Annotated in this window: 20 protein-coding genes; 12 read left to right on the top strand and 8 right to left on the bottom strand. The window is 70.9% G+C overall.

What is annotated here, in order from left to right; genetic code table 11:
• Window positions 1-156: 156 nt before the first annotated feature.
• The 3 genes from ACZ4E1_RS36445 to eccE form a co-directional block, all read right to left on the bottom strand.
• Entirely contained in the window at window positions 157-3,117 is a 2,961-nt protein-coding gene (locus tag ACZ4E1_RS36445; RefSeq protein WP_467547669.1) for an SCO5717 family growth-regulating ATPase, read from the bottom strand.
• Window positions 3,118-3,393: 276 nt separating this feature from the next.
• On the bottom strand, window positions 3,394-4,131 hold the full coding sequence (locus ACZ4E1_RS36440; RefSeq protein ID WP_467547667.1) for a hypothetical protein: 738 nt from the start codon (window positions 4,129-4,131) through the stop codon (window positions 3,394-3,396).
• Window positions 4,131-5,309, bottom strand: coding sequence for a type VII secretion protein EccE (gene eccE, locus ACZ4E1_RS36435; RefSeq protein WP_467547665.1), 1,179 nt, complete (start codon window positions 5,307-5,309; stop codon window positions 4,131-4,133). Before eccE ends, ACZ4E1_RS36440 begins: the two co-directional genes overlap by 1 nt.
• Window positions 5,310-5,765: 456 nt before the next feature.
• Here eccE and eccB point away from each other — a divergent pair, with 456 nt between their 5' ends.
• Genes eccB through ACZ4E1_RS36420 form a run of 3 tightly spaced genes read left to right on the top strand, consistent with a single transcriptional unit; the run spans window position 5,766 to window position 9,228 of the window.
• Window positions 5,766-7,301: a type VII secretion protein EccB gene (gene eccB, locus ACZ4E1_RS36430; protein ID WP_467547663.1), complete on the top strand. Its 1,536-nt coding sequence runs from the start codon at window positions 5,766-5,768 to the stop codon at window positions 7,299-7,301.
• A gap of 38 nt (window positions 7,302-7,339) precedes the next feature.
• Complete coding sequence (gene mycP, locus ACZ4E1_RS36425) at window positions 7,340-8,629, top strand: type VII secretion-associated serine protease mycosin (protein ID WP_467547661.1); 1,290 nt, start codon at window positions 7,340-7,342, stop codon at window positions 8,627-8,629.
• The gene (locus ACZ4E1_RS36420; protein ID WP_467547659.1) at window positions 8,626-9,228 is read left to right on the top strand and encodes a hypothetical protein; all 603 of its coding nucleotides are present in this window, start codon (window positions 8,626-8,628) and stop codon (window positions 9,226-9,228) included. The genes mycP and ACZ4E1_RS36420 overlap by 4 nt, the downstream gene beginning before the upstream one ends.
• A 71-nt stretch (window positions 9,229-9,299) precedes the next feature.
• Here the strand turns inward: ACZ4E1_RS36420 and ACZ4E1_RS36415 are convergent, their stop codons facing one another.
• The 5 genes from ACZ4E1_RS36415 to ACZ4E1_RS36395 form a co-directional block, all read right to left on the bottom strand.
• Window positions 9,300-9,698 carry a hypothetical protein gene (locus tag ACZ4E1_RS36415; protein WP_467547657.1) on the bottom strand — a complete coding sequence of 133 codons (399 nt, stop codon included), beginning with the start codon at window positions 9,696-9,698 and terminating at the stop codon, window positions 9,300-9,302.
• A gap of 242 nt (window positions 9,699-9,940) precedes the next feature.
• Window positions 9,941-12,247: a hypothetical protein gene (locus tag ACZ4E1_RS36410; protein ID WP_467547655.1), complete on the bottom strand. Its 2,307-nt coding sequence runs from the start codon at window positions 12,245-12,247 to the stop codon at window positions 9,941-9,943.
• Between the two features lie 160 nt (window positions 12,248-12,407).
• Entirely contained in the window at window positions 12,408-12,893 is a 486-nt protein-coding gene (locus ACZ4E1_RS36405; protein WP_467547653.1) for a hypothetical protein, read from the bottom strand.
• A gap of 270 nt (window positions 12,894-13,163) precedes the next feature.
• Entirely contained in the window at window positions 13,164-13,544 is a 381-nt protein-coding gene (locus ACZ4E1_RS36400) for a hypothetical protein (RefSeq protein WP_467547651.1), read from the bottom strand.
• Between the two features lie 190 nt (window positions 13,545-13,734).
• Window positions 13,735-14,784, bottom strand: a complete 1,050-nt coding sequence (locus tag ACZ4E1_RS36395; protein ID WP_467547649.1) for a phosphotransferase family protein — start codon at window positions 14,782-14,784, stop codon at window positions 13,735-13,737.
• 532 nt (window positions 14,785-15,316) lie between these two features.
• Between ACZ4E1_RS36395 and ACZ4E1_RS36390 the strand changes: the two genes are divergently transcribed.
• The 9 genes from ACZ4E1_RS36390 (at window position 15,317) to ACZ4E1_RS36350 (ending at window position 26,789) form a co-directional block, all read left to right on the top strand.
• Window positions 15,317-15,775, top strand: coding sequence for a hypothetical protein (locus ACZ4E1_RS36390; protein WP_467547647.1), 459 nt, complete (start codon window positions 15,317-15,319; stop codon window positions 15,773-15,775).
• 2 nt (window positions 15,776-15,777) lie between these two features.
• Window positions 15,778-17,514, top strand: a complete 1,737-nt coding sequence (locus tag ACZ4E1_RS36385) for a hypothetical protein (RefSeq protein WP_467547645.1) — start codon at window positions 15,778-15,780, stop codon at window positions 17,512-17,514.
• Window positions 17,515-17,607: 93 nt separating this feature from the next.
• Complete coding sequence (locus ACZ4E1_RS36380; protein WP_467547643.1) at window positions 17,608-18,831, top strand: S8 family serine peptidase; 1,224 nt, start codon at window positions 17,608-17,610, stop codon at window positions 18,829-18,831.
• Between the two features lie 121 nt (window positions 18,832-18,952).
• Complete coding sequence (locus ACZ4E1_RS36375) at window positions 18,953-19,288, top strand: WXG100 family type VII secretion target (RefSeq protein WP_467547641.1); 336 nt, start codon at window positions 18,953-18,955, stop codon at window positions 19,286-19,288.
• Between the two features lie 59 nt (window positions 19,289-19,347).
• Window positions 19,348-19,647 (top strand): WXG100 family type VII secretion target, encoded by a 300-nt coding sequence (locus ACZ4E1_RS36370; RefSeq protein WP_467547639.1) that lies wholly within the window; start codon window positions 19,348-19,350, stop codon window positions 19,645-19,647.
• A 140-nt stretch (window positions 19,648-19,787) separates the two neighbouring features.
• A complete protein-coding gene (locus tag ACZ4E1_RS36365; RefSeq protein ID WP_467547637.1) occupies window positions 19,788-21,275 on the top strand; it encodes an outer membrane protein assembly factor BamB family protein in 1,488 nt (495 codons plus the stop codon).
• A 114-nt stretch (window positions 21,276-21,389) separates the two neighbouring features.
• Window positions 21,390-22,343 carry a protein kinase family protein gene (locus ACZ4E1_RS36360; protein ID WP_467547635.1) on the top strand — a complete coding sequence of 318 codons (954 nt, stop codon included), beginning with the start codon at window positions 21,390-21,392 and terminating at the stop codon, window positions 22,341-22,343.
• Between the two features lie 33 nt (window positions 22,344-22,376).
• Window positions 22,377-24,572, top strand: a complete 2,196-nt coding sequence (locus ACZ4E1_RS36355) for a protein kinase domain-containing protein (RefSeq protein ID WP_467547633.1) — start codon at window positions 22,377-22,379, stop codon at window positions 24,570-24,572.
• A 75-nt stretch (window positions 24,573-24,647) separates the two neighbouring features.
• Window positions 24,648-26,789: a protein kinase domain-containing protein gene (locus ACZ4E1_RS36350; RefSeq protein WP_467547631.1), complete on the top strand. Its 2,142-nt coding sequence runs from the start codon at window positions 24,648-24,650 to the stop codon at window positions 26,787-26,789.
• Window positions 26,790-26,800: the final 11 nt, after the last annotated feature.

The following is a 26,800-nucleotide window of genomic DNA, read 5'->3' as shown; positions in this document are numbered from 1 at the left end:
CCTGCGGAAATAACGAGTTGACCAGCATTTTTGGCACATTGGTCGAGACCTCTGATGCGATGCAGGCCAGGGCGTGGCGACCACTTTCGGTCCGAGTTCGGTCCGGGTGCGCGAAAGGCCCGCACCGGCGGGCGGTGCGGGCCTTCTGACGCGTTGTCACTGCTGAGGCGGCTGCGGCTGCTGCCATCCAGGGGGCGGGCCGGGCTGTCCGGCCTGGGCCTGCTGCGGGGGCGGCGGGGCGCCCCAGCCGGGCTGCGGACCGGGCTGCCCCGGCTGTCCGGCTTGTCCCGGATGGGCCATCGGGCCGGGCTGCCCCGGCTGTCCCGGCTGTCCGGGCTGGGCCGGATACCCCGGCTGGCCCGGCGGCGGAGCCTGCGGCGGGACACCGCCCTGCTGCGGGTACGGGGCCTGCGGCGGCTGCTGACCGGGGTACGGCTGCTGGCCCGGGTAGGGCTGCTGCTGACCCGGCATCGGCGGCGCCATCGTGGGCGGCTGCTGACCGTCGGCCTGCGTCCACAGGCCCTGGTTCTGCTGGGCCCGTACGAAGTCCTCGGCGACCATCGCCGAGAGGTTGAAGTACGCCTCGCGGACCTTGGGCCGCATCATGTCGAGGTCGACCTCGGCGCCGGCCGCCAGGTGCTCGTCGAACGGGACGACGACCACACCGCGGCAACGCGTCTCGAAGTGGCTGACGATGTCCTCCACCTTGATCATCTTGCCGGTCTCGCGGACACCCGAGATGACCGTGATCGAGCGCGAGACCAGGTCCGCGTAGCCGTGCGCGGAGAGCCAGTCGAGCGTGGTGCTCGCGCTGGAGGCGCCGTCGACGGACGGGGTCGAGATGATGATGAGCTGGTCGGCGAGGTCCAGCACGCCGCGCATCGCGGAGTACAGCAGGCCGGTGCCCGAGTCGGTGAGGATGATCGGGTACTGCTTGCCGAGCACGTCGATCGCGCGCCGGTAGTCCTCGTCGTTGAACGTCGTCGAGACCGCCGGGTCCACGTCGTTGGCGATGATCTCCAGGCCCGACGGGGCCTGCGAGGTGAACCGCCGGATGTCCATGTACGACTGGAGATGCGGGATCGCCTGCACCAGGTCACGGATCGTGGCGCCGGTCTCGCGCCGCACGCGGCGGCCGAGGGTGCCCGCGTCCGGGTTGGCGTCGATCGCGAGGATCTTGTCCTGGCGCTCCGTGGCGAGCGTCGAGCCCAGCGCGGTGGTGGTCGTCGTCTTGCCGACGCCGCCCTTGAGGCTGATGACCGCGATCCGGTAGCAGGAGAGCACCGGGGTGCGGATCAGGTCCAGCTTCCGCTGCCGCTCGGCCTCCTCCTTCTTGCCGCCCAGCTTGAAGCGCGAGTTGCCGCCGCCGGGGCGGGTGCTCTTCGCCTTCTGCTTCTTGTTGTTGAGCAGCCGGTCGGCGGAGAGCTCGACCGCCGCCGTGTAACCGAGCGGGGCGCCGCCGACGTTCGTGGGCTGACGCTGGTCGTGCTGCACGGGCTGCGGCCAGGCGGCACCCGTGCGGGGGTCCGTGCCGGCGGGAGGCTGCGGCTGGCCGGGGTGCGGGACGTTCGGCTGGCCAGGCTGCGGCTGACCGGGCTGACCGGGCTGACCGGGCTGGCCCGGCTGCGGCTGGCCCGGCTGCGGCTGGCCCGGGTAGGGCTGGGCCGGCGGCTGCGGCTGGGCGGCCTGCGGGGGTACGGGCGCCTGCGGCGGCACGGCGGCCTGCGGCGGCGGGAAGCCGTAGCCCGCGCCCGGCTGCTGCGGCGGGATCGGTGCGCCCTGCTGCTGCGGGGGCAGAGGCTGGCCGGGCTGCGGCTGGGGCTGCTGCTGGGGGAAGCCGTAACCGCCCTGCGGGGCAGGGGAGTTGGGCGGGCCGGGCTGCGGCTGCGCGGGCGGCTGAGGCTGCGCCTGCTGCGGGACCGGGGGCTGGGGGAAGCCGTAGCCACCCTGCGGGGCGGGGGAGTTGGCATCCGGCAGGGGGGCGGACGCGGGCTGCCCCTGTACGGGGGCCGGAGGCTGCGGGAAGCCGTAGCCACCCTGCGGCTGGGCCGGCGGCTGCGGATGGGCCGGCCAGCCCTGGGGCGCGGCCGGCGGCTGCGGGGCCTGCTGAGCCTGCGGGGCCTGCGGGGCCTGCGCCGGGTCGGCCCACTGCTGGGCCGGGGCCGGGGCGCTCGGCTCGGCCGGCTGGAAGGTGGGCGGCAGCGGAGGCACGCCGCCTTCCGGCGCGGGCGGGGGAGTCCAGGCGGCCGGAGCGGACTGCTCGGCGGCGTCGCCGTCCGTCTGGGCGGGGGCCGCTTCCGGGGTCGTTTCCGGTGCGGCGGGCGCGGCGGTGACCTCGGGCGTCTCGGGCGTCTCGGGTGCCTCGGGCACCTCAGGGGCGGAGGCCTCCGCTGCGCCGGACTCGGCGGCGGCGTCGTCGGCGGCCTCGCCGACCGGGCTGCCTGCGGCGGCGGCCAGCGGGAAGTCCCCGTCGTCGGAGGAGCCGGAGGAGCCGGAGGCGTCAGAAGACCCGGAGGAGTCGGCGGCAGCGGAAAGCGACGCGTCGGGCACCTCGGACTCGGACTCAGGCCCGGACGCAGCCTCGGGAGCCTCCGCACCACCCGCACCCGCACCCGCACCCACAGCCCCGGCCGAATCGCCCGCGCCGTCCGTACCGCCCAGGCCGTCGACCCGGTGCATCTCGGCCCACGAGCGGGGCGACTCGGTGTCGGCCGCGCCCTCGGACGCACCGGCGGCAGGCGTGCCGGTCTCACCGGCGGCGGACTTGTCCTCGCCGAGCGCGGCCAGCTCCTCGAACTCCCGCTTCAGCGCGGCGGCGGAGAAGCGCATCGTGGCGCCGCTCTCCAGATCCCCGTTCCCCGCGCCGGACTCGGCCTCCGGGGCCACGGGGGCGGCGGCCGGGGGCGGGGTCGGAGCGGCAGCAGCCGGGGGCGGCACCGGAGCCGGGGGCGTGACGGGCTCGGGCGTGCCCGCACCCGACGCGTTCTGCGTGTACCAGGCCGGAGGGGCGTAGTCGATGGTGAACTCGCCCGTCATCTCGACACTGGACTCCGCGTCGGACTGATCATCGACGGGCGAATCCCAGCCCCCGCGGTAATCGTCCCGATCGCTGTTCACAATGCCTCCTGGTGTGGTCGAGCACCCTCGTGTTCGTGCATGGGGGAGACCGTTCTCCTGCGTCGATCCGCCGGGCTCACCCCTGGGTCCCAGCCCCCTGACGTACCCGCACCCCGCACAAGGGCGTACGCGGACGTCCGGTCCCAGCCTAATCACGAATCGCGTGTGCACGGCAGGCCCGCCCCACCCGTCGGGGCCGTGCGCCCGGTCACGTGACGGCCGCGCCCCGCGGGAACGCCCGCACAGGCGCGGCAAATCGCCACGAACGGGACGGAGTCAGTCCATCCGGCGTGCGGTTCCCAACAATCCGGTCTCGGCGTCGGTCGCCTGCGTCATCACGTACTGCCGGTCCCGGTCCGTGCACCACAGCGTCACGCCGTCGGCGAGCGTCGGCAGCGACTCGTACTCGCCGCGCGGCAGACCCATCACGCGGCCGATCTCCGACGCCTCGTCCGGCGACACCCGCTGCACGCCCACGAGCCGCGCCTGCCGCATCAGCCGCGGCGCGACCGGGCTCAGATACGGCAGCAGCGTCAGGACGGACTGCCAGGGCGCCGAGGCGACCCGGCCGCGCGGCGGACGCATGCCGCAGTCGCGGATCACCAGCACCGGACCGCCGGCCGACGCGCCCTGCGGAGGGACCCGGCCCACCTCGTGCACGGTCATGCCGGACTGGCCGCCGCCGACCGCCTGCACGAGCTGCGCCCAGTGCTGGGCGCGGCCCGTCTCCACGGCCACGCGCGCGCCGGTCGCGGCGGCCCGCAGCGCGAGCACCTGCGCGGTCCACAGGCCGCCGATGAGCACGATGTCGTAGGGCGTCGGGCGGTTGATGCCCATGACGGCCGGCTGGCCTTCGGCGTCCACGCCGACGACCACGCCGTCGTCGCCGATGGGCAGCGACAGGGTGTCGAGGTGCTCCGGCGGCAGCGAGTGCCGCTGGTGGCGCGGGCCGAGCAGGCCGAAGCCGGTGCGCAGCCGCTCGCCGAGGTCGGGGGTGTGGCTGGTCAGGGCCATCAGCGGGCACCTCCGAGCGGCAGAGTGGCGAGAACGCCGGGCAGTTGCTCGCGGTCCAGGCGGACCAGGCTGGCGCGCACGCTGCGCGCGGCCCGCTCCAAGTCCCGGCGCGCGGTGGTCAGTTCGCTGTCGCTGCGGCCGGTGATGCGCAGGTGCCCGGTGAGGGTCACGTCCTGCTGGTCGCCCGGGGCCAGCGTCAGGCTGAACGTCGTCGCCAGCGCGGGCACCGTGGTCAGCTGGGCCACGAGCTGGGGCAACGTCGTGCCCCCGCCACCCAGTTGGGGCCAGCGGCGGACCCAGTACGTCGTGTGCCGGCGGTTGTCGCAGCGCCAGCTGCGGCCGGACTCCTCGGTGCGGCGCTGCGGCGCCTCGCTGCGGCCGGCCTGCGCGGTCACCATCGGGTTGGCGCACGCGGACGTGGCGACCGCGGCGACCAGCTCCTCCTCGGTGAGCACACCGGCCCGGAACCCGGCACCGGTGAGCCGGCTCGACAGGTGCTCGGCCACGCGCGCGAGGGCCTTCTGCGCGCCGACCACGCCGCCCCCGCGGGCCGCGACGGCCTCCGGGCACAGCTCGGGGTCGAGCTTCAGCGCGATCCAGGTGATGCGCACCGCCGGCGAGCCCGTCTGGGCCTGCAGCGGCGCGTAGTTGCTCACCGCGACCGACTGCTGGGGCAGGTGCAGCGCGGGCGCCGGCTGGGTGTGCAGCACGATCTGCGCCGACTCCAGACGGATGCCGTCGACCTCCAGCGCGTCCCGCACCAGGGCGACCGGCAGCGGACGCCGGCTGCGCTCGGCGCGCAGCGCGGTGGCGTCCGACTCGACCTGGAGCACCGCGGTCAGGAAGCCGCCGTCGCCGACCATGCCGACGGGGCGCTGATCCCGGTCGTCGCCCCGGTTGTAGCTGTAGGTGCGCAGGCTCGGGTCGCACTCCACGGCGGGGGCGAGGCCCGGCTCGGTGCCCGGCGGCACCGACTCGCCCGCCGCGCGCCGCCTGCGGGCGCGCAGGGCGAGGATCGTGCCCAGCCACTCCGGCAGGGAGCGCCCCCGGCGGCGTACGAGCGCCAGCAGCAGGAGCAGGGCGGCGACCGCGCCCGTCGCGATCAGCGCGACCGTGCCGATCACCCAGCCGCACACGACCAGCGCGGCGGCCAGCTCGATCATCACGAGCCGCTGCACGCCGAACGAGCCGCCGCGGCCGGAGCGCGACTTCAGATGCGGGGAGACGGCACCTCGGTACGGAGTGCCGCCGGACCGCGCACCGCGCCCGCCCCGCTCCGGAATGTGTGGTGCCTGTGAAGGAGTGGGGGACCCCTGTGGGGAACCCTGCCGCGAACGGTCACCCGATCGTGACCTCGATTGCGACCGCGATCGAGCCCGCGTTGCGGAAGCCATCACTCCAAACCCCCCGAACTCTCCCGAAATCCCATGCGCAAAGGCCCCTCGAAGGTTCCACAGTCCTTGCCAGAAGGCCTCAGCACCCTACCCGTGCCACACGCGCACCGGCGCAACAGGCATAGTAGGGGCCGGGTCTGACCGCCGCGGCACGTACCGCAGGCGATCACGTCGACCGAAGACGGGGAAGACCGGGGGAACTCGCCCCCACGGCTCCGCACGGGGAGAGAGCGGACACAGATGGCATCACGGCGGGACGAACTCAACGCCTACACCTTCGCGAAGCGGCGCACGCTCGCGTCCTTCCTGCAGCCCTCTCCGACGGGCTCCGAGGAAGGCGCCCCGCGCCCGCTGCGCGCGGTGCTGCCCGGCACCATCGTCGGTGTCGTGGTCCTCGCGGTCTTCGGCGGCATCGGGATGTTCAGCCCCGCGGCCCCCAAGGGGTGGGACGCCACCCAGAAGAACGTGATCGTGGCGAGCGACTCGACGACGCGCTACGTGGTCCTCAAGACCGACGGCCAGAAGCAGCTGCACCCCGTCCTGAACACGGCGTCGGCCAAGCTGCTGCTCAAGGACTACACGGACGACGTCGTGACCGTCGACGAGAAGGTCCTCGACAGCGGCAAGCCCCCGCACGGCGCCACCCTCGGCATCCCGTACGCCCCCGACCGCCTGCCCTCCAGCTCCGAGGCCGAGGCCGGCAAGCGCTGGATGGTGTGCGAGCGCCCCAGCGACGGCGGCCGCGCCATCCAGAAGGCGGCGTTCGTCCTCGCGAAGAAGGAGTGGGGCAAGTCGGAGGGCCGCGACAAGCTCTCCGGCGGCCAGCTGATGTACGTGACCGACGCGGTCACCAAGGCGCAGTACGTCGTCGACGCCCGCGGCACCTCGTACAAGATCACCGACCCGGCGCAGGAGGGCCTGCTCAAGGCGCTCGACACTCAGCAGCGCGCCCCGCAGCGCGTCTCCACCGAGTGGCTGCGCACGACGCACCAGGGCTCCCCGATCTCGATCCCGGAGATCCCCGGCGCCGTCGGTCAGACCGCGAACGCGGTGGCCGGCAGCGGCAACGCCCAGTACGACAAGATCGGCACGGTCCTCAAGGCCCTGGACGGCACGCGGATGCAGTACTACGTCGTGCTCCAGGGCAAGGTGGCGAGCATCTCCGAGTTCACCGCCCAACTCCTGCTCAACAGCGACAAGTTGATCGACGCCAACACGACCGGCAAGGCCGTGCAGGTGAACCCGGCCGCCGTCGCCGGCAGCGTGCCCTTCGAGGGCGAGGGCGCCAAGTGGCCCACGCAGGGTGCCAAGACGGTCAACGACGGCGCGAGCGCCACCAGTGGCCGCAACACGGTCTGCAACACGCTGCGTTCGGTCAAGGGCGGCGACACCAGCCTGTCGACCTGGGCCGGCACGGACTTCCCCGCCGACCTGCCCACCGGCTCCTCCAGCGCGTACGTCACGCCCGGCTCCGGCCAGATCTTCCGCCAGTTCCAGGGCACCGAGACCAAGGCGGGCGGCGTCTTCCTCGTCACCGACACCGGCCTGCGCTACGCCCTCCAGTCGAACGCGGACAGCGCCACCGACGACAAGGGCATCGGCACGACCGAGAAGCAGCGCAAGGCCCAGCAGGAGCAGCAGGAGGCGGACATCGCCCGCAAGCTCCTCGGGTACGACAACGTGGACCCGGCCCCGATCCCCTCCACCTGGTCGTCCTTCCTGCCCACCGGACCGCGCCTCTCGCAGGCCGCCGCACGGCAGCCGCAGGGCTCGTAGCGGACCGGCGGACGAGAGCAGGAGGGGAAGCCCGAATCATGGCGATCACCAGCAACTGGGCCCGCCGCACCGCGCGGCCGGCCGCCGTGTCCGCGGCCACCGCGCTGACCGCGTCGATGGCCGTGCTCGCACTGCCGGCGGCCCCGGCGGCGGCGGACAGCGGGCAGTGCACGTTCGGCGGCAAGAAGTACGCGGGCCGGCCGTGGGCGCTGCAGCGCGTCAACCTCGACGACCTGTGGCAGAGCGCCACCGGCAAGGGCGTCCGCGTCGCGGTCATCGACACCGGCGTGGACGTCAAGAACCCGCAGTTGAAGAGCGCCGTCGACGTGGCCTCGGGCGCCAACTTCCTGCCGCCGAAGGACGACAAGGGCAAGAAGATCGAGAACCGCGGCAACGCGAAGGGCACGACCGACACCGTCGGACACGGCACCCGCGTCGCCGGCATCATCGCGGCCCGCAAGGTGAGCGGCACGGGCTTCGTGGGCCTCGCGCCGGAAGCGACGATCATCCCGATCAAGCAGAACGACGCGGAGGGCCACGGCGACTCCGACGACCTGGCCGCCGCGATCAACCACGCGATCAGCCGGCGCGCCGACGTCATCAACATCTCCCAGGACACGGAGAAGGCCCTGGCCCCCGGTTCCAAGCTGGAGACGGCCGTCAACGCGGCCCTGCAGAAGAACATCGTGGTCGTCGCCTCCGCGGGCAACGACGGCCTCGGCGGCAACGTCAAGAAGACCTACCCGGCCTCGTACAAGGGCGTTCTCGCGGTCGCCGCGTCGGACCGCAACAACGAGCGCGCCGCCTTCTCGCAGTCGAACGACGACGTCGGCGTGGCCGCGCCGGGCGTCGACATGATCTCCACGGTCCCGCTGGGCGGCCACTGCTCCGACAACGGCACGAGCTTCTCGGCGCCGTACGTCGCGGCGGTCGCGGCCCTGATCAAGCAGCACCACAAGGACTGGACGGCCCAGGAGGTCGTCGCGCAGATCGAGCAGACCGCGGAGCGCTCCATCAACGGCCGTGACCGGCTGGTCGGTTGGGGCGTCGTCGACCCGGTCCGCGCGGTCACCGAGATCGCGGACCCGAAGAACCCGATCCAGGCCCCGCATGCGGACCCGGACGCCATCGACGCCAAGCCCCCGGAGATCCTCCCGGTCCCCCTCACGGAGACCGCGGACGAGCGCAACGCCCGCCTGGCCACGTACGTCCTCGTCGGCGGTCTGATCGCGGTGGCGGGCCTGGGCGGCACGGCGGTGGCGGTACGCGACGCGCGGCGCCGCAGGGCGCGGACGCGGACGGGACCGGGGGGCGGAGCCGACTCATGACCGGCATGGCGGTCACCCTGTTCGTTCTCGCCGGCCTCCTCGTCGCCATGGCATGCCTGAGAGCGACCTGGATCAACGCGGTCCGGCGCCGCACGTACCCCTCGGGCGGCGACCTTTCCACGGGTACGTTCGTGGTGGCCCGGACGGCCCTGCTGCTGATGGCGGGCCTCGGTGTCTGGCAGGGTGCCCAGATGGTGACCCTGGACCACAACTCCCGTTGGAGCGACGAGGAGTTGACGTCCGCGACCCGCCAGACGCGCACCGACCTGAACGGCTACTGGTACCGCAACGACTCGGGCCCCGGCGAGAGCCCGTACTTCGCGGACTACGCGACGCTCATCACCACGAAGGTGGTGGCGAACGGCGGCGGCGGAGCACCGGAGACCGGCGTGCAGGCCGTCCCGGTGTCGGGCGCCCCCAAGGCCGACGGCGACTACACGATCGACGCCGAGGGCGCCACCCGTTCCTTCTGCCTGAACCTCCGGACCCGGCGCTGGAAGTCCCACGACTACACGGCCCCGGGCATCGGCGGTCGACCGGGGAGCCACACGGAGCGGGGGTACCGGGTGACGGCGAGGGTGACACCCGGCGCCTGCTGAGGGGCCGGGGGCCGAGCCCAAGGGGCCCGGCCACCTCAGGAGACCGGCCGACGGGTGCGGTCTCCCGCGCGTCAGGAGCGGCAGTTCGCCGGGGTGCCCGCCTTGGCAGCGTACGCGGTGACGGCCTTGCTCATGGCGGGCTCACCCGGGGAGTTCTCCGCGCGGACGGTGGCGAAGACCTCCTCCCCGTCGGGCGCGGCGCCCGGGCAGGACACCTCGGCGAGGCCCGTCGAGCCGGACGAGACCGACGTACCACCGGCCGGGGCCCGCTTGTCGCCGAGCCCGGGAGTGGCGGCGAGCACCTTCTGGAACGACGTGCCGTGCTCCCACCGCTCGACCTGCGCGGTGACGGCGAGCTTCCCGTCCACCAGGAGCTTGCACGTGCGCAGGCCGCTCGTCCCGCCGCTCTCCGAAACGAGCTTCTTGCCGTCGGGCAGCAGCGGTTCGAGCACGGAGGCGGGCACGGGCACGCCGCAGACCCTCGCGGGGACGGCGTACCCACGATCGGGTCCGTCCGGAGAGGACGAGCACCCGGTGACGACCGTCCCGACGGCCACAGCCACGGCCGCGGTGAGCCCTGCCGCGGCCCGAGGGATTCGTACGGTACGGGGGTAGCTTCTGGTCGGTGACATCCCGGGTCCTGTGTCTGAATACGGGTGAGGTGAGCGAGGGCCGACGGCCGGACCGGTCCGGTCCGGTCCGGCCGTCGTGGCTACCCCGGGATCTCGGTCGTCAGGTCGTCCGCCATCTGACGCCCGTTGACCGAGGCGTCGACGTAACCGTCCTGGGTGCCGTAGCGCGCCCACTCGTTCACGCTTGCGGCGTCCTTGAGACCGTAGTGCTTGGCTGCCTCGACGGCCGCGGCCTGGCTCATCGAGATGCTCTTCTCGCGGCTGTCCTCCCAGAGCCCGGCGACCGTGTGACCGCTCTCCTTGAGGTTCTCGCCCTCGACCCCGTTGAACAGCTCCTCCATGATGAGGCTGCTCGCCGTCCCCGCCGCACCGCCGACTGCCGCGCCCGCGACGGGCGAGGCGATGAGGCTCGTGCCGACGCCGGTCACGGTGCCGATCGTGCCGGAGGCCACGTTCTTCCACTGGGCGATGGAGTGGTTGTAGGCCTCGTCCTTCTCGGCAGCGGGTCCGAGTACCGCCTCCTGCCGGCCGATCGCGAGGGACCCGCTGACCTCCGCCGAGCGCCGGGAGATCTCCTTGATGGTGTTCTCCGTGTCCTGGTGGTACCGCGCGTCCGCCGGCAGGTCCGGGTCGAGGTGATAGTCCATCAGGTAGCCCATGTACTTCTTCTGGCCCACCTCCACGGCCGCGTATCCCTCGGGGTTCTGACCCACGGAGACCAGGAAGCGGGACACGTCGGCGTGCTTGAAGTCCGCCTGCGCACCGGCGTTGGGGAACAGCCTGGCGATTTCCTTCCACGCCTCGGACTGCTCCTCCGGGGGCTTGCTCGGGTCGTACTCGACGTCGGTCGTGGACCGGTTGATGTCGGCGAGGTACTCGGACGCCATCTGGCCCATGCTGTCGGACATGTAGCCGTTCTTCGTGAGGCGCTCCGGATCCTCGCTGACGGAGGACACGATCTCCGTCATGAGCCTGGCCTGTTCGGGAGTGTGCGCAGGGGTGTCGAGTGTCGGCAGCTCACCCGCCGGATGCCCGGTCGTCGCCGCCTCCAGCGCCAGGGCGAGATTGTTCTGGCCCGTGTGCAGGTCGTCGCCGTCCAGATTCTGCTCCTCGGGCCACTTGCGGTCCTCGAAGAGGTACTTGAAGTTGTCGACGGCCTCCTTGCGGTCGTCGCCGTCCTTCGGCAGGTACTCCTCGTTGAAGAAGTCCGTGGCTGCGTCCGGGGAGTTGGAGAGCCCCTTGAGGTATCCCGTCAGGGGGTCGGCGCCGCTGTCGTCGCCCATGCGGTTGAGCCAGGGCGTGCTGAAGCCCGGGCGCCACTTCAGGTTGTCGTGCTCGCCGTCGCCGGTGAGCTTGCGCTCGGTCTCCATGAGCTTGGTGCCGTAGCTCTTGAGGAAGTCGTCGTCGTAGTCGCCCGCCCGCATCAGGTTGCTCATGACCTGGAAACCGTCGGGGCCGAGCCCGTTGGGGCCGATCGTCTGGTCGCCCAGCCTGATCATGTCGCTCTTCCAGCCGGCCATGGCCGCCGTGTCGCTGCGCGTGGCGGTGGCGAGCGTCATGCTCAGATTGCGCTGGAGGTCACCGAGCTGGTCCAGGCGCTCGCTGCCGACCTTCATGTTCACCTGCGGGTCGCTGATGCCCTCCCAGAACTCCAGGGTCTTCTTCGGCCCCAGCTTCGTGGCGAACTGCTCGGCGAACAGTGGATCGTCCTTGTACTTCGACAGCCCGGCGTTGATCTTGTCGAAGTCCGCAGGGGTCAGATCCTTGGGGTTCTTCCCCGCGACCGCCGCCAGGTCCTCCGCGGCCTTGACCGCGTCGGCAGCCTGGTCCCGGTCCTTGTACGAGGCGTCGGAGAAGCCCATCGTCGACTCGTCGGCGATGGCCTTGAGCACCTTGGCCGCCGAGCTGTCGCTGTCGGTGGCCTTCTGCAGGATGCCCTGCACCTCGTCCCGCAGCGCGGTGACATCGCTCTCGCTGTGCTCGGGGACCGTGGTCCCCTTCGCGGCGCGGTCCGGATGGATGTTCATGGTGACGGTGAACCCGCCGTCACCCGTGTCCATGACCGTCAGGTTCTTCTTCAGCCCGCGGTCGATCGCGGCCTCGAGGTCCTTCTTGTGCTGCTTGAGCTCGTCGCGGGTGTCGCTGAGGATGTTGTGGACGGTCGTGGCCTGCGTGTGCGCGTCCGCGAACTCCCCGGCGGTCTTGCCGATGAACTCCTTGGACACCTGGGCGTTCACTCCGACCCAGTCGGCCTTGTTGGCGGCCTGGTGGAGACCGTCCTCGGCGTCCTTCTGCAGATCCACGAGATGCTGCACGAGCAGCTTCCAGTCGGCGACCGCGTCGTCGAGCGTCTTGAAGTTGGCGAAGCGCAGTGCGTCGAGATCCATGACCGACCGTCTCTTCCTCTACTTCTTCTGGTACGTCCCGTAGCGCTGATCACGCCGGGAGGGCGCCGCCGCCCCGCGACCCCGCCGCCGGCCCTCGCTCACGAGGACCTCGGACGATCGGACGCCACAACGGCCCCACGCGGTTCTGCCGACGCGGCCGTCACTTCTTCTTCGTGTCGTAGACCGGGTTCTTCTCGCCCGGCCCCCCGACCCGCTCGTCGAACCCGGCGTCCAGGGAGGCGATGCTGCTCATCTGCCGCCAGATGTAGTGGTCGTCGCCCGCGTGGACCTTCTTCGTGGTCTGCATGTGGTTCGAGATCTGCGCGCACGCGTCCATCAGCGACTTCAGCTGCTCGTCCCACCGGTTGGACACGTGCTTGAGCCCGCCGCCGAGTGCAAACCCCTGCCCGGTGAGATCGCCGGCCGCGGTGTCACTGGTCGGCACGGCGACGCGGGCCTTGTCCCACAGCTGGTTGTAGAGGGTGTGCGCGTGCGACCCGATCTTCGCCAGGTCCTCGTTCTTGACCTGGAGATCGCCGGTCTGCGACGGCATCGGCGGCTCCCCGTCGGCACGGTTCAACCGCATCCCCGTCGTCTGCCGCCCGGCGGCGTCCGCCTTCAGCTGCTCCCACTCGTCCCATGCCATGAGCCGGCCTCCCCGTTACTTCTCCCGCTGACGGCGCCCCTCGGGCGCTCCGCTTCGGCAGCCAAGCTAGCAATCGGCCGAGACGAGCACAGGGCCCGAGGGCGATCGTCACAGTTCGCCCGCCTCGCGGATGCGGACACTCCGTGAAGGATCCGTGGCGAGTTCCGGCGGGCTGCCCGATTTCATGCGAACCGGCCCGTTTCGTCACCGGACCCGGCGCGAGCGGGCTGCGGAAAGGTGCTGTGGGAGCCATGGGGGCTGTGGGGGCTGTCACAGCCGTCCGGCCGCGGCGATCGTGACCAGTCCGGCCAGGCAGACGCCCAGCGCGGTTGCGAGCGGCGACCAGCGGCGGGCCCTGCGCGCCCGTACGAGCAGCCAGGCGGTGGCAGCGACCACGACGAGCGCGGCGGCCGACGCCGCCACGACCGGCGCCGGATACCCGGACCCGACGCCTGCCACGGTCAGACCGATGACCGTCAGCGCGCGGACGGCGACCAGCGCGGCGATCGTGGCGGTCAGCAAAAACGTGACGCGCCAGTTGCGATCGTCAACCTGAGCCAGCGTTTCCGTCGCCCCGGGCGCGGCCGGATCACCCGGCAGCCGGATGCCGGCCCGGCTGAAATGAGCGTTCCCGCGCTTGTCGTTCGTCACGACGCGCACCCTACCCAGTCCGTACGGGACCCCCTCTGCCGGGCTGCGTGCTCGCTCGCTTGTGCAAACTGGGGATCGGTGGGGGGGCTGGGCTACGCGCGGCAGCTCGGCCGCGCGGCGGAGGACGCTGCCCGGAGCTTTCTGGGCGAGCAGCAGGACGAGATCGATTGCGAGGGGGAGGGGGTAGGAGTCAGGGGCGCCGGGTCGGAACCGAGAGAGGGTGGGGCCAGCGGGCGCGCGCGGCGGTGTGCATGCGGCCGCAGAGTTCGGCTACGTGCTTCAACTGGTCCTGCGCAGCGGCGTATTCGGCCACCACGGCGAGGCGGTAGGTCAGCCGCTGGCGCGCGGTCGCGGTGCCCCAGCTCCAGTCCTCGTCCACCACCCGCGCCAACTGGTCGGTCGTCCCCCGCTCGGCCCGCTGAACCAGCGCGTCACCCCGCAGCACCCACCCGGCACACGCGTCGGCCAACGCCGCCTCGACGTCCTCGGCCGGTTCGGTGCCGGTGGCAGCGCGCCAGGCCGACAGATAGGCCGACTCCGCCCGCGTCAGCAGTGCATCCGACGCCCGCGTCACGCACCAGCACGTCGGAAACCCGATCCGCAGATACGCCAGCTCCATCAACCCGCTCCCCAGTGAGGCCTGTTCGAAGTCGATGAACCGGACGCCGTCGGTCGTGTGGAGATCGTTGCCGGGGCAGGGATCGCCGTGGAGGAGAGCCGTCCCGGGCGCGCGGTCGAGCCGCTCGACCAGGGCGCGGAGCTCGACGGTGACCTCCGCCCCGGCCGGGACCCCGAGTGCCTCGGCCAGGCGTAGGAAGGCGGCGACGTCTGATGTGTCGGGGGCCGACCAGCGGGGGAGGGGGCCGGCCGCGTCCGAGCGGCGCGCGGTGGCATGCAGCCTGGCCAGGGACTCCGCGTACCCCACGATCCAGTCCTCGGCGGGCGCCCGATGTTCAAGATGCTCCAAGACCACGACCAACTCGTCGGGTTCAGCGCCCAACACCCTCGGCACGACCGGCACTTGAGCCCGCCCGGCGATCCGCAGCGCCGCCACCTCGCGCGCGTACCGATCCGCCGCCTCCGGCCCGGCGACGAGCTGCTTGACGACGACCGGCACCCCGGACCCGAGCTCGACCCGCCACACCCGCGACCGCGGACTGCTCTCCAGCACCACACTTCCCGCGGGCACTCCCAGCTCCGCCCGCAGCGCATCTCCGAACGGCGGCAGGTCTCGTGTCACGGTGCCTCCACGGCGTAGGAACGACGTTCGCCGGCGGTCGGTCCGTCCTCACCGGCCCCGCAGCGTACGTGCTGTACGCCGACCGTTCCGAGCGGATTTTGGGCGGGCCGAGATTGCAGGTGCCGCGTGTGCGGACGCACCGATCGCATTTGTGGGCACTTCGTGAAGAAGCCGGGGCGAGTTCTGCCGGTGTCTGAATTCATCCGTACGAGATTGGCCACATTCCCGCTGATCCCTGGAACGGGGCTAGCGTGCCAGGGGCCCGATCTGCCCCGGAACTGCGCGCCTGTCGTAGTCGGGTGTTGCTTCGCGCGAGCGGAGTTGTCCGAATTGGCCCGGAAAGTAAGCGCTCTTGATGCCGTCTCGTGACGGAGTTATCGCAGAAGCTCGGTTGGAGTGGATGTGCGGGGTGACTACAGTGGTTAAGGCGTTGTATGGCGTGACCAACTTTGCCATCGCGCGCTGAAGCAGTCCGGGTGGACGGCCCGTCTCGACGGAGACGGACCTACGGGGAAACGGGGAGGAAGGCGTCGTGCTTCCAGCAGACATGGTGGGAGGGCCCTCAGCAACGAGGGCGGCGAACCTTGAGGTCACGAGCGAAGCGCTCACGACGTTCCGGAAGCGCATCAAGACGGTGCTCAGCGACCTGGACGCGTCCGATGGCAACCCGAACAAGGTGAACGCGCAGACCATCAAGAAGTCGTCGCTGCACAACGAAGCGGCGCGCTCCTTCCCTGAGGCCGAAGCCCTCTACGCCTCCTACAACGTCGTGCACAACCAGCTCGTCACGTTGTCGAAGACGCTCAAGCTTCAGCTCGAGGCCATCGAGATCGCCGTGCAGGGTGCCCATCGAGGCTTCGACAACCTCGAAGAGGACCAGCGGCGCCGGTTCTGGGCGATCCAGACGGAGATCGAACGGCTTGAGCAGTCCACTGGCGCGAAGTCGGACGGTGCGAAGCACGCCAACGACAAGAAGCAGGGTGAGTTCTGACCATGACGGAACACGATCACCAGGCAGACCATGAGCGGGTCCAGAACCAGAACAAGTTCACGGACTTCGCACGCGGCGTCGAAGACGACAACACCGGTGGGGGCTGGTTCAACCCGATCCTGCGTGCCGTCGTCGACGTGACGCCGGCGGGCAAGGCTCTCGACTCCCGCGAGACCAACTTCGAGGACCCCTCGCTCGACCTGAACACCATGCTGGACATGGTCGAGCAGGCGAACCCGGCGGACCTCGAGTCCTCCGGCACGGCGCTCTGGAACGCGCGGGACGCCATCGAGAAGGCTGCGTCCGAGCTGGACGGTCACATCACCAAGGTCCACTGGGTCGGTGAGTCCGGTGACTCGTTCCGCGGCTTCGGCCAGGACCTCGTCAAGTACGGCCGCGAACTCAGTACCTTCGCAGGCAGCGCGGGCGATCAGCTCTCCGCGGCGTCCATGGGCCTGTCGTCCGTACGGAGCGCCATGCCCGAGCGCGACACCCGCCCGGCCGACCAGCAAAAGATGCGGCCGTCGAGCTTTCCCGAGCACAAGAAGACCGCCGACAATCCCGAGTACACGGCCGCCGTCAAGGTGGAGAAGAATCGCCAAGAGGCGATCAACCAGATGACCCGCCTGTCGTCGTACTACGTCGTGTCCAAGCAGGGCCTGGACAACCTCAGCAAGGAGCCGCCGAAGCTTCGTACGATGCCGGATGTGGGGGTTCCCCGACCGATGCGTGGCGGCGTCGACGACGACGGCGGCAGGCAGGGTGGTTCGGTCGGTACCGGCGACACGGGTGGCGGTGGTCACGTCACAGGTACCGGTGAGACGCGACGCCCTGACGGTGTGGTCGAGCCGGGTGTCGTCTCACCTCCGCCCCGCAAGGACATCGACGGCACCATCACCGTCCCGGACCGTCCGGTGGGCACGGAGATCGACAGCGTCGACACGCTGCCGAGGCCGACGACCAACACGCCGCCTCCGACGACGACCGGCCCCACGAACGTTCCGAACGCGCCGACACCGACCGGCCCTTCGGGGCCCGGCTATGTCCCGCAGTTCCCGCCCACCGCGACCGGTCGCACCACCGGACCGGGCGGTATGCGGAACCCCCTCACGAGCCAGGGCCCGGGCCAGAACCGGACGGGCCAGGGCCGTACCAGCGGCCCCTCGGGCACGTCTCAGCAGCAGCGCTCCATGGGTCGTGGCGGCGGTGGCACCGAGATGGGTCGCTCGACCTCGACGGGTCGTGCCGCGAGCACCCCGGGCAAGGGTTCACAGAACGGCCGCGCCATCACCGGCGGGACCCAGCGCCCCACCACCAAGCCGAGCGCGCCGCGTGCCGGTGGCGCCAAGGAAGCGGGTCGCTCCACCGGTGTCGTCGGTGGTCGCCAGACTCCTACGGGGCGTGCGGGTACGACGAGCCAGGGCGGTTCGCGCATTCCGCGCGGTGCGGTGATGGGTACGGAGGGCGCCGGCACCAATGGTCGTTCGACGGCCGGCCGTGTCGGACAGCGGGGCGTCTTCGGTGCTCAGGGTTCGACGACCGGCGGCCCGGCGCGTGGCGGTGCCGGTCGCAACGCGGCGGGGACTCGTGGCGGCGCGGGACTGGTCGGCGGCGCCGGCAAGAACCGCAAGCCGAAGGAAGAAGAGACCGAGACGTCCGAGCGGCCCGACTACGTGGTCGAGGATCCGAACACCCACCTGCCCGCCGACCGGCGCGATGTGCCGCCGGTCGTCAACTGAAGCCGAGCGACGAGGACAGCCAGCAGCATGAAGTCAGGGATCAGCCGACGAGCCGACCGTTCCCCGATGGGTTGGGCGCGCGGGGTAAGACGTGTGCGCTCGGTCGGGGCGGTCGTCGGAGCTCTGGCTGTCATGGGCGTCGGGTTCGCGCCCAGCGCAGCGGCGTACGACGCCCAGTCCAAGCAGTGGTACCTGGACGCGATGCAGGCCGACCAGATGTGGAAAGTCAGTACCGGCAAGGGCGTCAAGGTTGCCGTGATCGACTCCGGTGTGAACGCCAACACCCCCTCCCTGAAGGGTCAGGTGCTGGCGGACGAGGTACCCGCCTCGGTCAGCTACCGATCGACGGTCGACTACACGGGACACGGCACCACCATCGCGGAGCTGATCGCCGGCACCGGCACTGGTGGCGGTCTCAAGGGTCTGGCACCAGATGCGAAGATCGTGCCCTACCGCATCAAGCTCGAAGGCATCGATGATGAGGCGGAGCTCAAGAAGATGCCTGAGAACGCAGCGGCAATCCGCGCTGCGGCAGACTCGGACGCGCAGATCATCAACATGTCGTTCGGCGGCCCCACGATCGACCCTGATGAGGAGAAGGCGCTCAAGTACGCGGCGTCCAAGGGGAAGCTGTTGATGGTGGGTGTGGGCAACGAGGGCCGAGACACCGGGCACATCCTGTATCCCGCTGCTTACCCGTACGCTGTCGGCATTTCGGCTGTCGACAAGTCGGGCACGGTTTCGCACTTCGCCTCGAACGGCAACTACGTCGATCTTGCCGCGCCTGGCGAGGACTTCCCGAAATGGTGTGACGCGACCTTCAAGGCCTACTGCGACGAGGGACAGGGCACGAGCCAGGCGACCGGTGTAGCCTCCGGCGCCGCGGCCCTGATCTGGTCCGCCCACCCGGACTGGACGGCGAACCAGGTCCTGCGTTCGCTGATCGACACCGCCGGCCGCAAGTGGAAGAAGAACGACCCGAGCAAGTACCTGGGCTACGGCATCATCCGTCCGCGGGTGGTTCTGGAGAACCCCAACTACAACCCCGGCTCGGCGGACACGGACCCGCTCTCCAAGGAGAACGGCGGCCCGGCGAAGACCACCGAGAAGACGAACGGCGCCAAGCCCTCCGCTTCTGCATCAGGCTCGTCACAGCCCACGCAGAAGGCTTCAGAAGTCCCGGCGGAGGCGGCAGGATCGGAAGCGGAATCCTCAAGCGGCAACAGCACGTTGTGGATTGCGCTCGGTGCGGTCGCGGCAGCCATCGTGATCGGCGGCGGCGGTTTCGCAGTCCTCCGGGCGCGACGCGGTCAATAGGACTTTCAACCGTGGGGTCCCTGCGTTTCTTGGGTGGACCACGGGGGAGCGGCTCGGCCTCGTTCGGGGCATGAGCCACAGCAACAGCAATTAAAGGCAGACCAAGAAGGGCAGGGGCAGCATGGGAACGCCGAGGCAGAAGCTTGAAGATCAGCAAGTAGTCGCGCTCGAGAAGCGGATGTCGGAGAAGTACGAGGGCATCCGCAAGCGCGTGCACAACCTGCAGGGCGTCATCGACAGCCTTGAGGGCCAGTGGCAGGGCATCGGCCGTGCTGCCTTCGACAAGAAGCAGTACGAGATCAACGAGTCCCTCCAGAACATCGGCAAGATCCTCGCTGACGTCATTGACTCGATGAACAAGACGCGCAACGTCAAGGACAACACCGAAGACGACGTGCGTGCGTCCGTCGCCAAGATTGACGTGAAGGACGGAGCGTCGTCTCTCAGCGGCTACTGAGCAACACGGCGTAGCACACGGAGATCACGGCGACTTACGAAAAGACGAGGGAGAGAAGCATGGTCAGCAACGGTGACGGGCTGCTTGTAACTTACGACGGCCTGGACTCGGCCGCGACCCAGATCGGCAACGAGGCCAAGGCGCTCGACGCGGACCTCGAAGAGCTCAAGCAGATGGTCGTGAAGAGCCTGGAGTACTGGGAGGGCGAGGCCCAGGGCACCTTCGACAGCAAGCTCAAGCGCTGGGACAAGGAAGCCAAGGACATCCACACCGCGCTCACCGGCATCGGCCACGTGATCGGTCAGGCCGGCGGCGACTACATGGGTGGCGACAAGAAGGCTGCCAGCTACTTCCAGTAGAGCTGCCGATGTGACATGCCAGGGTGGGCGCGTGCGGGAGGCGCCCACCCTGGACTGTTCTCGGCACAGGTGGAAGCAGTCAGACAGTTTGATGTGCAGCGGAGTTGAGATGACTCCTATGACGTAGAGGATGAGGAGTCATGGCTTTCGGCCCCCCGCCGTCACCGTTCACGCAGTCGCAGCGAGTCGCTGAGGAACGCAGGCGGAAGCGTCTCAAGCTCCGTGGGGCCGTCGCCACGGTCGTCGCCGTAGTTCTGGCTCTAGGAGGCTGGGGCCTGTGGTCCGCGGACTCCGAAGGTGGTTCGGACGACGCCATCAGCAGCACGAAGGCGGGTCGGCAGCAAGCGCCGGATGACATCAGGGAGACCGTCGAGGCAGCCCCCAAGGGCGGCGCGGGCCATATGGTCGCCTCGGTCATGACGAAGGAGCTGGAGCCGAAGCAGAGCCAGGCGACCCCGGGGACCTGGGCCACCAGAACGGTTCTGGTGAAGGGGCGGTACGACAAGCTCGAGGCCGTAAAGATCGGGCCGGACACCGAGGCATGGACAAAGGCGCTGCCGGGCCCCATTTGCGGCTTCACGTCCCTGGTGACTGTGGACGAGAAGACGGCGGTGCTGTTCAGGGACCGTAAGCACGGCGACCTCTGCAACCAGGTCGGTTTCATCGACCTGAACACGGGTGAGATGCTCTGGCGGGCCGGCTTCCCGGGCAAGAGCAAGATGGGCTCCACGATCGACCCGACCACCGTGACCATGACGCGTGGCGCCGTCGTCACGTCATGGCAGGCGAAAGGCGCCGCTGCTTTCGACATGAAGGACGGTCGGAAACTGTGGCAGCGAGGGCCCGACCAGGGCTGTTCGGACATCGGATTCGCCGGTGGGCGCGCCTTGTCCGTCGTGCGTGCGTGTACGCCGGAGACCCCCGGTTCCGAGGACGTGCCCTATCAGGTACAGAGGGTTGATGCCCGTACCGGAAAAGTGGCGTGGACCTACAAGGTCGCCAAGGGCGTCAGGGGTGTCTACATCGCCTCAAGCAAGCCACTCGTCATCGGTGTCGGCGCGGGCGGCGAAGGCGGGATCACCGACCTGATCTCGTTGGCGGAGAATGGGAAGTACCGCTCCACGATCCGTCTCGAGGGCGGTCACTACGAGGTCAACTGTGACTCGTACTTCCTTGACCAGTGCTCCCAGATCGTGGTGGGCGAGGATCAGGCCTTCATCACCAGCAGCGAGCAGAACGAAGGAATCAACGACACCACCAACTGGATCGTCGGTTTCGACCTGGCCACGGGTAAATCGAAGATGAAGTTCGACGCAGGCGATGACCAGATGATCTTCCCCGTTCGCATGAGTGGAAAATCTCTGCTGGCATATAAGGCCAGCACCGACCAGTACGCGCCCAACTCGTTGGTGAGCCTGGATCCGGCGACGGGCAAGCAGCGCGAGTACTTCTATTTCAGCGTCGCCCCTGAGAACAACGAGATGGTCACCGGCAGCGAGACCGACGATGTGGTCATCGAGCACGGGCGGATCTTCTTCGGGGCCGGCGGGATCACCGGAGCGGGCGAAAAGGGCGCGCCGTTGCTGGTGACGACCGCCTTCGGTATCGGTCGGGCCCCGGCCAGCTAGGACCGCAACCGTTCAGGTGTCAGAGGGCCTGCCGGGACCACGGAAGCCTGGCTCGACGCCCCATGCTGTGCCGGCGTTGTGTTGCCAGCGAGCTCGAGAAGGAATCCATCGGACATGTACGGAGCCCCCCAAGCTGGTCCCTCGTGGCGCGGCGAACCGACCGCGCAGCACGTTCACGGCCCCGACCCCTACATCCCTCTGACCCGGCTGGACGCCTCCTCCGGGGTCCCAACCGCCCCCACCCTCCGCCACATCGCCCGCACCCCCGACGCCACCCGCACCGTCATCCTCAGCACCCCCCACCCCACCACCGACCCCCACCGCTTCATGGCCGAGGCCGATGCCTCGCGGTATCTGTTGGGGAGTTGGGTGATGCCGGCCGTCGAGTTGGCCGGGCCGGGGCAGGGGGCCTGGCACGCGAGCCCCTACCTGCCCGTGCTGCCGCTGCCCACCGCCCTCACCGTCCTCGGCGGCCCCCTCCCCGAGCGCACCCTCCGCGCCCTCGCCGTCTCCCTCGCCGAGACGCTCTCCGTCATCCACGGGCAGAGCCTGACCCACGCCGGGGTGATGCCCGCAGCGGTACTGCTCGCCCATGACGGCCCCCGCCTCACCGGATTCGGAGCCGTACGGGCCGCCGCCCCCGACTGGGTGGAGCGGCGTGCGGTGCCGGGGATCGACCCGGGCGCTCTGCCGCCCGAGCAGGCCTCCGGCGGGATGCCGCGCCCGATGGGGGACGTGTACGCCCTCGGCGCCACCCTCGCCTACGCCGCGACCGGAAGCACCGCCCCGGAGCGAGACGAACTCCCCGCGTGGTTGCGCTCCGTCGTCCTGCGCTGCCTGGCCAGGGACCCCGCCGAACGGCCCGACCTCGCCGAGATCGTGCAGCGGTTGGCGACTCACCCGGAACGCGGTCCGCAGGCACCGGCGCCCGCGCAGGGCTTCGGCTCGGCCGATCGTGCCGCGGCCCTGCTGGGACCTGGCTGGCTGCCCGCCCGGATCGTCGCGGCCCTCGCCCACCAGTCGGCAGCCGTGCTCGCGGCCGAGGCCGACGCGCCGCTCCACGCCTGACCACCGACTCGAACCGACGGATCCCACCTGCTCATGCCGACTCCTCTCGCCCACGACGACCCCACCGCGCTCGGCGACTACCGCCTCGTCGCCCGTCTCGGCAGCGGCGGCATGGGTACCGTCTACGTCGCCCGCAGCGCGCGGGGTGCGACCGTCGCCCTCAAGACCATGCACGCCACGATCGCGGCGGACCCGGCGGCCAGAACCCGGTTCCGCCTCGAGGTCGACGCCGCCCGGGTCATCGGCGACCGGTTCGGCGCGAAGGTCGTCGGCGCCGACCCGCTGGCCCCCGTGCCCTGGCTCGCCACCGAGTACGTGCTCGGGCCCCCGCTCGACGAGGCGGTGGAGGCGGCGGGACCGCTGCCGGAGCGAGCCGTGCGCGCCCTGGGCGCCGCTCTCTGCGCGGCGCTCGGGCAACTGCACCGCAGCGACGTGGTCCACCGCGACCTCAAGCCGTCCAACATCCTCCTCACCGCCTACGGCCCCAAGGTCATCGACTTCGGCATCGCCCGAGCCATCGGCGACGACCACCTGACCCGCACCGGCTCCGCCGTCGGCACCCCCGCCTTCATGTCTCCCGAGCAGGCCGGCGGTCAGGAGCATGGCGCCGCGGGCGACGTTTTCGCGCTCGCCGGCGTGCTCGTGTACGCCGCACGGGGGAGCGGCCCCTTCGGCGGCGGCCAGGCCGCCGACCTGCTGTACCGGGTGCGGTACGGCGAGCCCGATCTCGGAAGCGTTCCGGACGCCCTGGTCCCCGTGCTCGCGCGGTGCCTCAGCAAGGATCCAGCCCTGAGGCCCACCCTCGACCAGCTCGCCGCGCAACTGCACGACGGACGCGGTGAGTTCGCGGACCAGCTGCCGGAGGCGCTGCTCGCCGACATCGGACGCAGGGCGGCCGAGGTGTGGCAGATCGTGCCGCAGCGCATGCCGGCGCCGCTCGGCGAAACGGTGCCCGGTCCGCAGTCGGCCGCCCCGCGCGCTGCCGGGATCTCCCGGCGCGCCCTGCTCGCCGGCGGCGGCGCGGCGGCCGTGGCGGCGGCCGGAGGCGGCGCGTGGTGGTGGCGCTCCACGCGCGACGACGGGACGGCGCAGAGCGCGAAGGGCCCGGCACAGACCCGCAATCTCGACCCGGTCTGGGAGCTGGGCAAGAACTTCGGCGACACGTGGGGCAGCGGCATCGGGATACCGGTCGCCGTCGCGGGCGAGATCCGGATCGCCATGGGCGCGGTGACGTACGTCGTCAACCCGAAGAACGGAACGCGCAAGGACGACTTCCTTGCCGACGGCACACCCTGGCAGGTTGTCGTGTCGCAGGGCACCGAATACCGGCTCGACACCGCGTGGGACACCGGCGCGAAGATTCCGCCCGCGGGTATCTCGGTGTGGGACCTGAAGCAGGACTACATCAGGAACACCAAGGCGCACCTGCGCGGCACGAACTTCGAGACACCCGGCAACCAGCTCCTCGGTGTCTTCGGCACGGTGGCTTACGTCGCCGTCGGCGCGGGCCCGCCCACCAAGCAGGCTTACGGCTTCCGCAGGAACCAGGTCTTCACGCTACGGGCCGTCGATGTGAAGTCGGGCAAGGAGCTGTGGTCGCGGCCGCTGCCCCAGCGCCCGGACAAGAGCAGGCCGCTGCACTTCGTCTCGGCGACGGTGTCCGGTGACCGTCTGGTCGCCCTGCAGGAGACCCGGCCCGGGACCGTACACCTCGTCGTCCGCGACATCAGGACCGGCAGGACGGTGTGGGAGCAGCCGTACGGGGACACCGACGAGGAGGCCCGCGCGGCCCTGCGCGCCCCTCTCGCGATAGGCGGCGGCCGGATCCACCTCGGCGGCGAACGGGTGCGCGCGCTGCGCCTCACGGACGGGAAGCAGGTCTGGGCGACCGACCCCGGAACGGCCTACAGCCCGCCCGCCTTCCACTCGGGCGTCGTGTACGCCGTGGCCGAGGACACCGGACTGACCGCGCTGTCCGCCGCCTCGGGTAAACCCGCCTGGACCGAGCGGTCGACCGACGAAGGCAGCCCGTCCCTCGGCTGGGCGCCCGTCCTCGGCGACCGCTGGGCGTACTACCGCAACGGGGTCCACGTGTACGCCGTGGATCTGAGGACCCACCGGGTCGTCCGCACGTTCAAGACGACCGCGACGGCCTTCTACACCGACCGGCAGGACAACCTCGTGCTCGGCATGGGGGAGAGCGCCCTGAGCGCCTACCCGCTGAACTGACCTCTTCCTCTCAAGTGATGTCCCCGACCACTCCACGCCGGATCGCCGCAGCGCACCCGGCCGAAGGAACCGACCATGAAGCCTCTCGGCACCGGTGACCCCCTCCGCCTCGGCCCGTACCGCCTGTCCGGCGTGCTCGGCGAGGGCGGCATGGGCAAGGTCTACGTGGGCCAGGACTCGCTCGGGACACTCTCCGCGGTGAAGGTGCTGCGCCCCGAGCTGGCCCATGACACGAACCTCGCCCAGCGGTTCGTCCGAGAGGCCCAGGCGGCCCAGGCCGTGCGCAGCCCAGGCGTCGCCGCCGTGCTCGGCGCGTGGACCGAGGGCGGCCGGCCCTGGATCGCCACCGAGTTCCTCGCCGGGCTCACCCTCGACCAGGCCGTCGACACCTACGGCCCGCTCCCCGAGCCCGCTGTGCGGGCGCTGGCCGCGTCCCTCGCACGTACGCTGGCGGACATCCACGCGGCGGGCCTGATCCACCGGGACCTCAAGCCGCCGAACATCGTGCTCACCTCCACGGGCCCGCGCGTCATCGACTTCGGTATCGCCCGGCCCGAGCACGGGCTCACCCTGACCACGACCGGGCAGGTGCCGGTCACTCCCGGGTACGGCGCGCCGGAGCAGGCGCTCGGCAAGCGGGTCGCTCCGCCCGCGGACGTCTTCTCGCTGGGGGCGGTCCTCGTGTACGCGGCCACCGGACAGCGGGCCTTCGCGGGCGGCCACGTGGCGGCCGTGCAGTACGCCGTCGTGCACGAGGAGCCCCGGCTCGACGGCCTGTCGCCGCAGCTGCGTGACCTGGTCGCCCCCTGTCTCGCCAAGGACCCGGCGCTGCGCCCGGCGCCCGACCGGATCGCGGCCGCCATGGCCCCGCCCAAGGGCGCCGACCGGGCCTGGCGCCACGGCCCGTTCGCCGACGGCATCAAGGAACGCGAGCGCTCCGCACAGCAGTTGACCACCCAGATGACCGCGGGAACGTCCGTCGGCAGCCAGGCCCCGGTGTCGCGCCGCCGCCTGCTGACCGGGCTCGCCGCGGGCGGCGCGGTCGTCGCGGCGGGCGGCACCGGAGCCTGGTGGTGGTCGGGACGTGGGGCCAAGGCGCTCAAGCCGGCGAAGAACGACCCCTTCGACATCCCACCGGCGGTCGCCACGCCCGTGCAGGCCCTCGACAAATCGATCGGCGACTCCGGCCTGTACGGGTACCCGAGCCCCACCGCACTGTGGAGCGCATCGGAGGTCGTCGACGTCAACGCCCAGACGGTGCTCCCGGTCCGTGACGTCGTCGTGTTCGGCTCGGCGAGCGGCGGCATCGTCGCGTACGACGTGAAGACCGGCAAGCAGCGCTGGGCGGCCCCCGAGGTCCGGGCGGGCTCGGAGTTCCTGTCACTGTCGGACCGGCTCGTGGCCGCAGCCGACGCCAAGGGAGTCGTACGCACCTATGTGGCGTCGACCGGCGTCCCCAAGTGGACCTGTCCCGAGGCGGAGGCGAACATCCTCCTCGCCGCCGACGACGAGGCCCTCTACTACGTGGCCAAGAACGGCCGACTGCGCAGCATCGGGCAGGCCGACGGCAAGGTGCGCTGGAGCATGCGAGCGCCGGTCGCCTTCCGGGGCAGCGACACCGGACTCTCCCTCCGGTGCGCCGCGGGCAGCGGACGCTTCGTGACGGCGCTCGGGGACGGACGCGTGCTCATGCTCGACACCGCGGACGGGCACGTGGTGTGGAGCCGGGGCACGAAGGTGGACGTGACCGTGGGCGCCGCCATCACCGGCGACCGGCTGTACCTCAACGGCGAGACCATGGAGGCCCGCAGGATCAGCGACGGCGAGGCCATCTGGAGCACACCCGTCGACAGCAACATCCCCGAGGGGAAGACCTGGGGCCCGCCGACGGTGCGCGACGGCGCGCTCTTCGCCAACCAGGCATGGTTCCCGACGCGGGTCGACGCCCGCACCGGCAAGGTGGTGTGGCGCGGCCAAGTCTGGCAGTCCGACGAGAGTCGGGTCGTATTGCCGCAGGGGAACGGGGCCTGGTCCGTGGAGAGCGACGTCACGGACGGGGAGACGACGGGGCTGAGCCTGAACACCCTGCAGGCGTCGGGCGGTGAACGCACCTGGCGGTTCAACCTCCCCGAGCCCGAGTCCCAGGACCTCGCGGCCGCCGGGAACCGGGTCTTCGTGCTGAGCGGGACCAACATCGTGGTGCTCCGCGCCTTCTGACCCGGCCCGAG

Source organism: Streptomyces sp. NPDC025806, from assembly GCF_055558275.1.
Note: the sequence above shows the minus strand (reverse complement) of the source record. Positions and strands in the feature narration are given on the sequence as shown.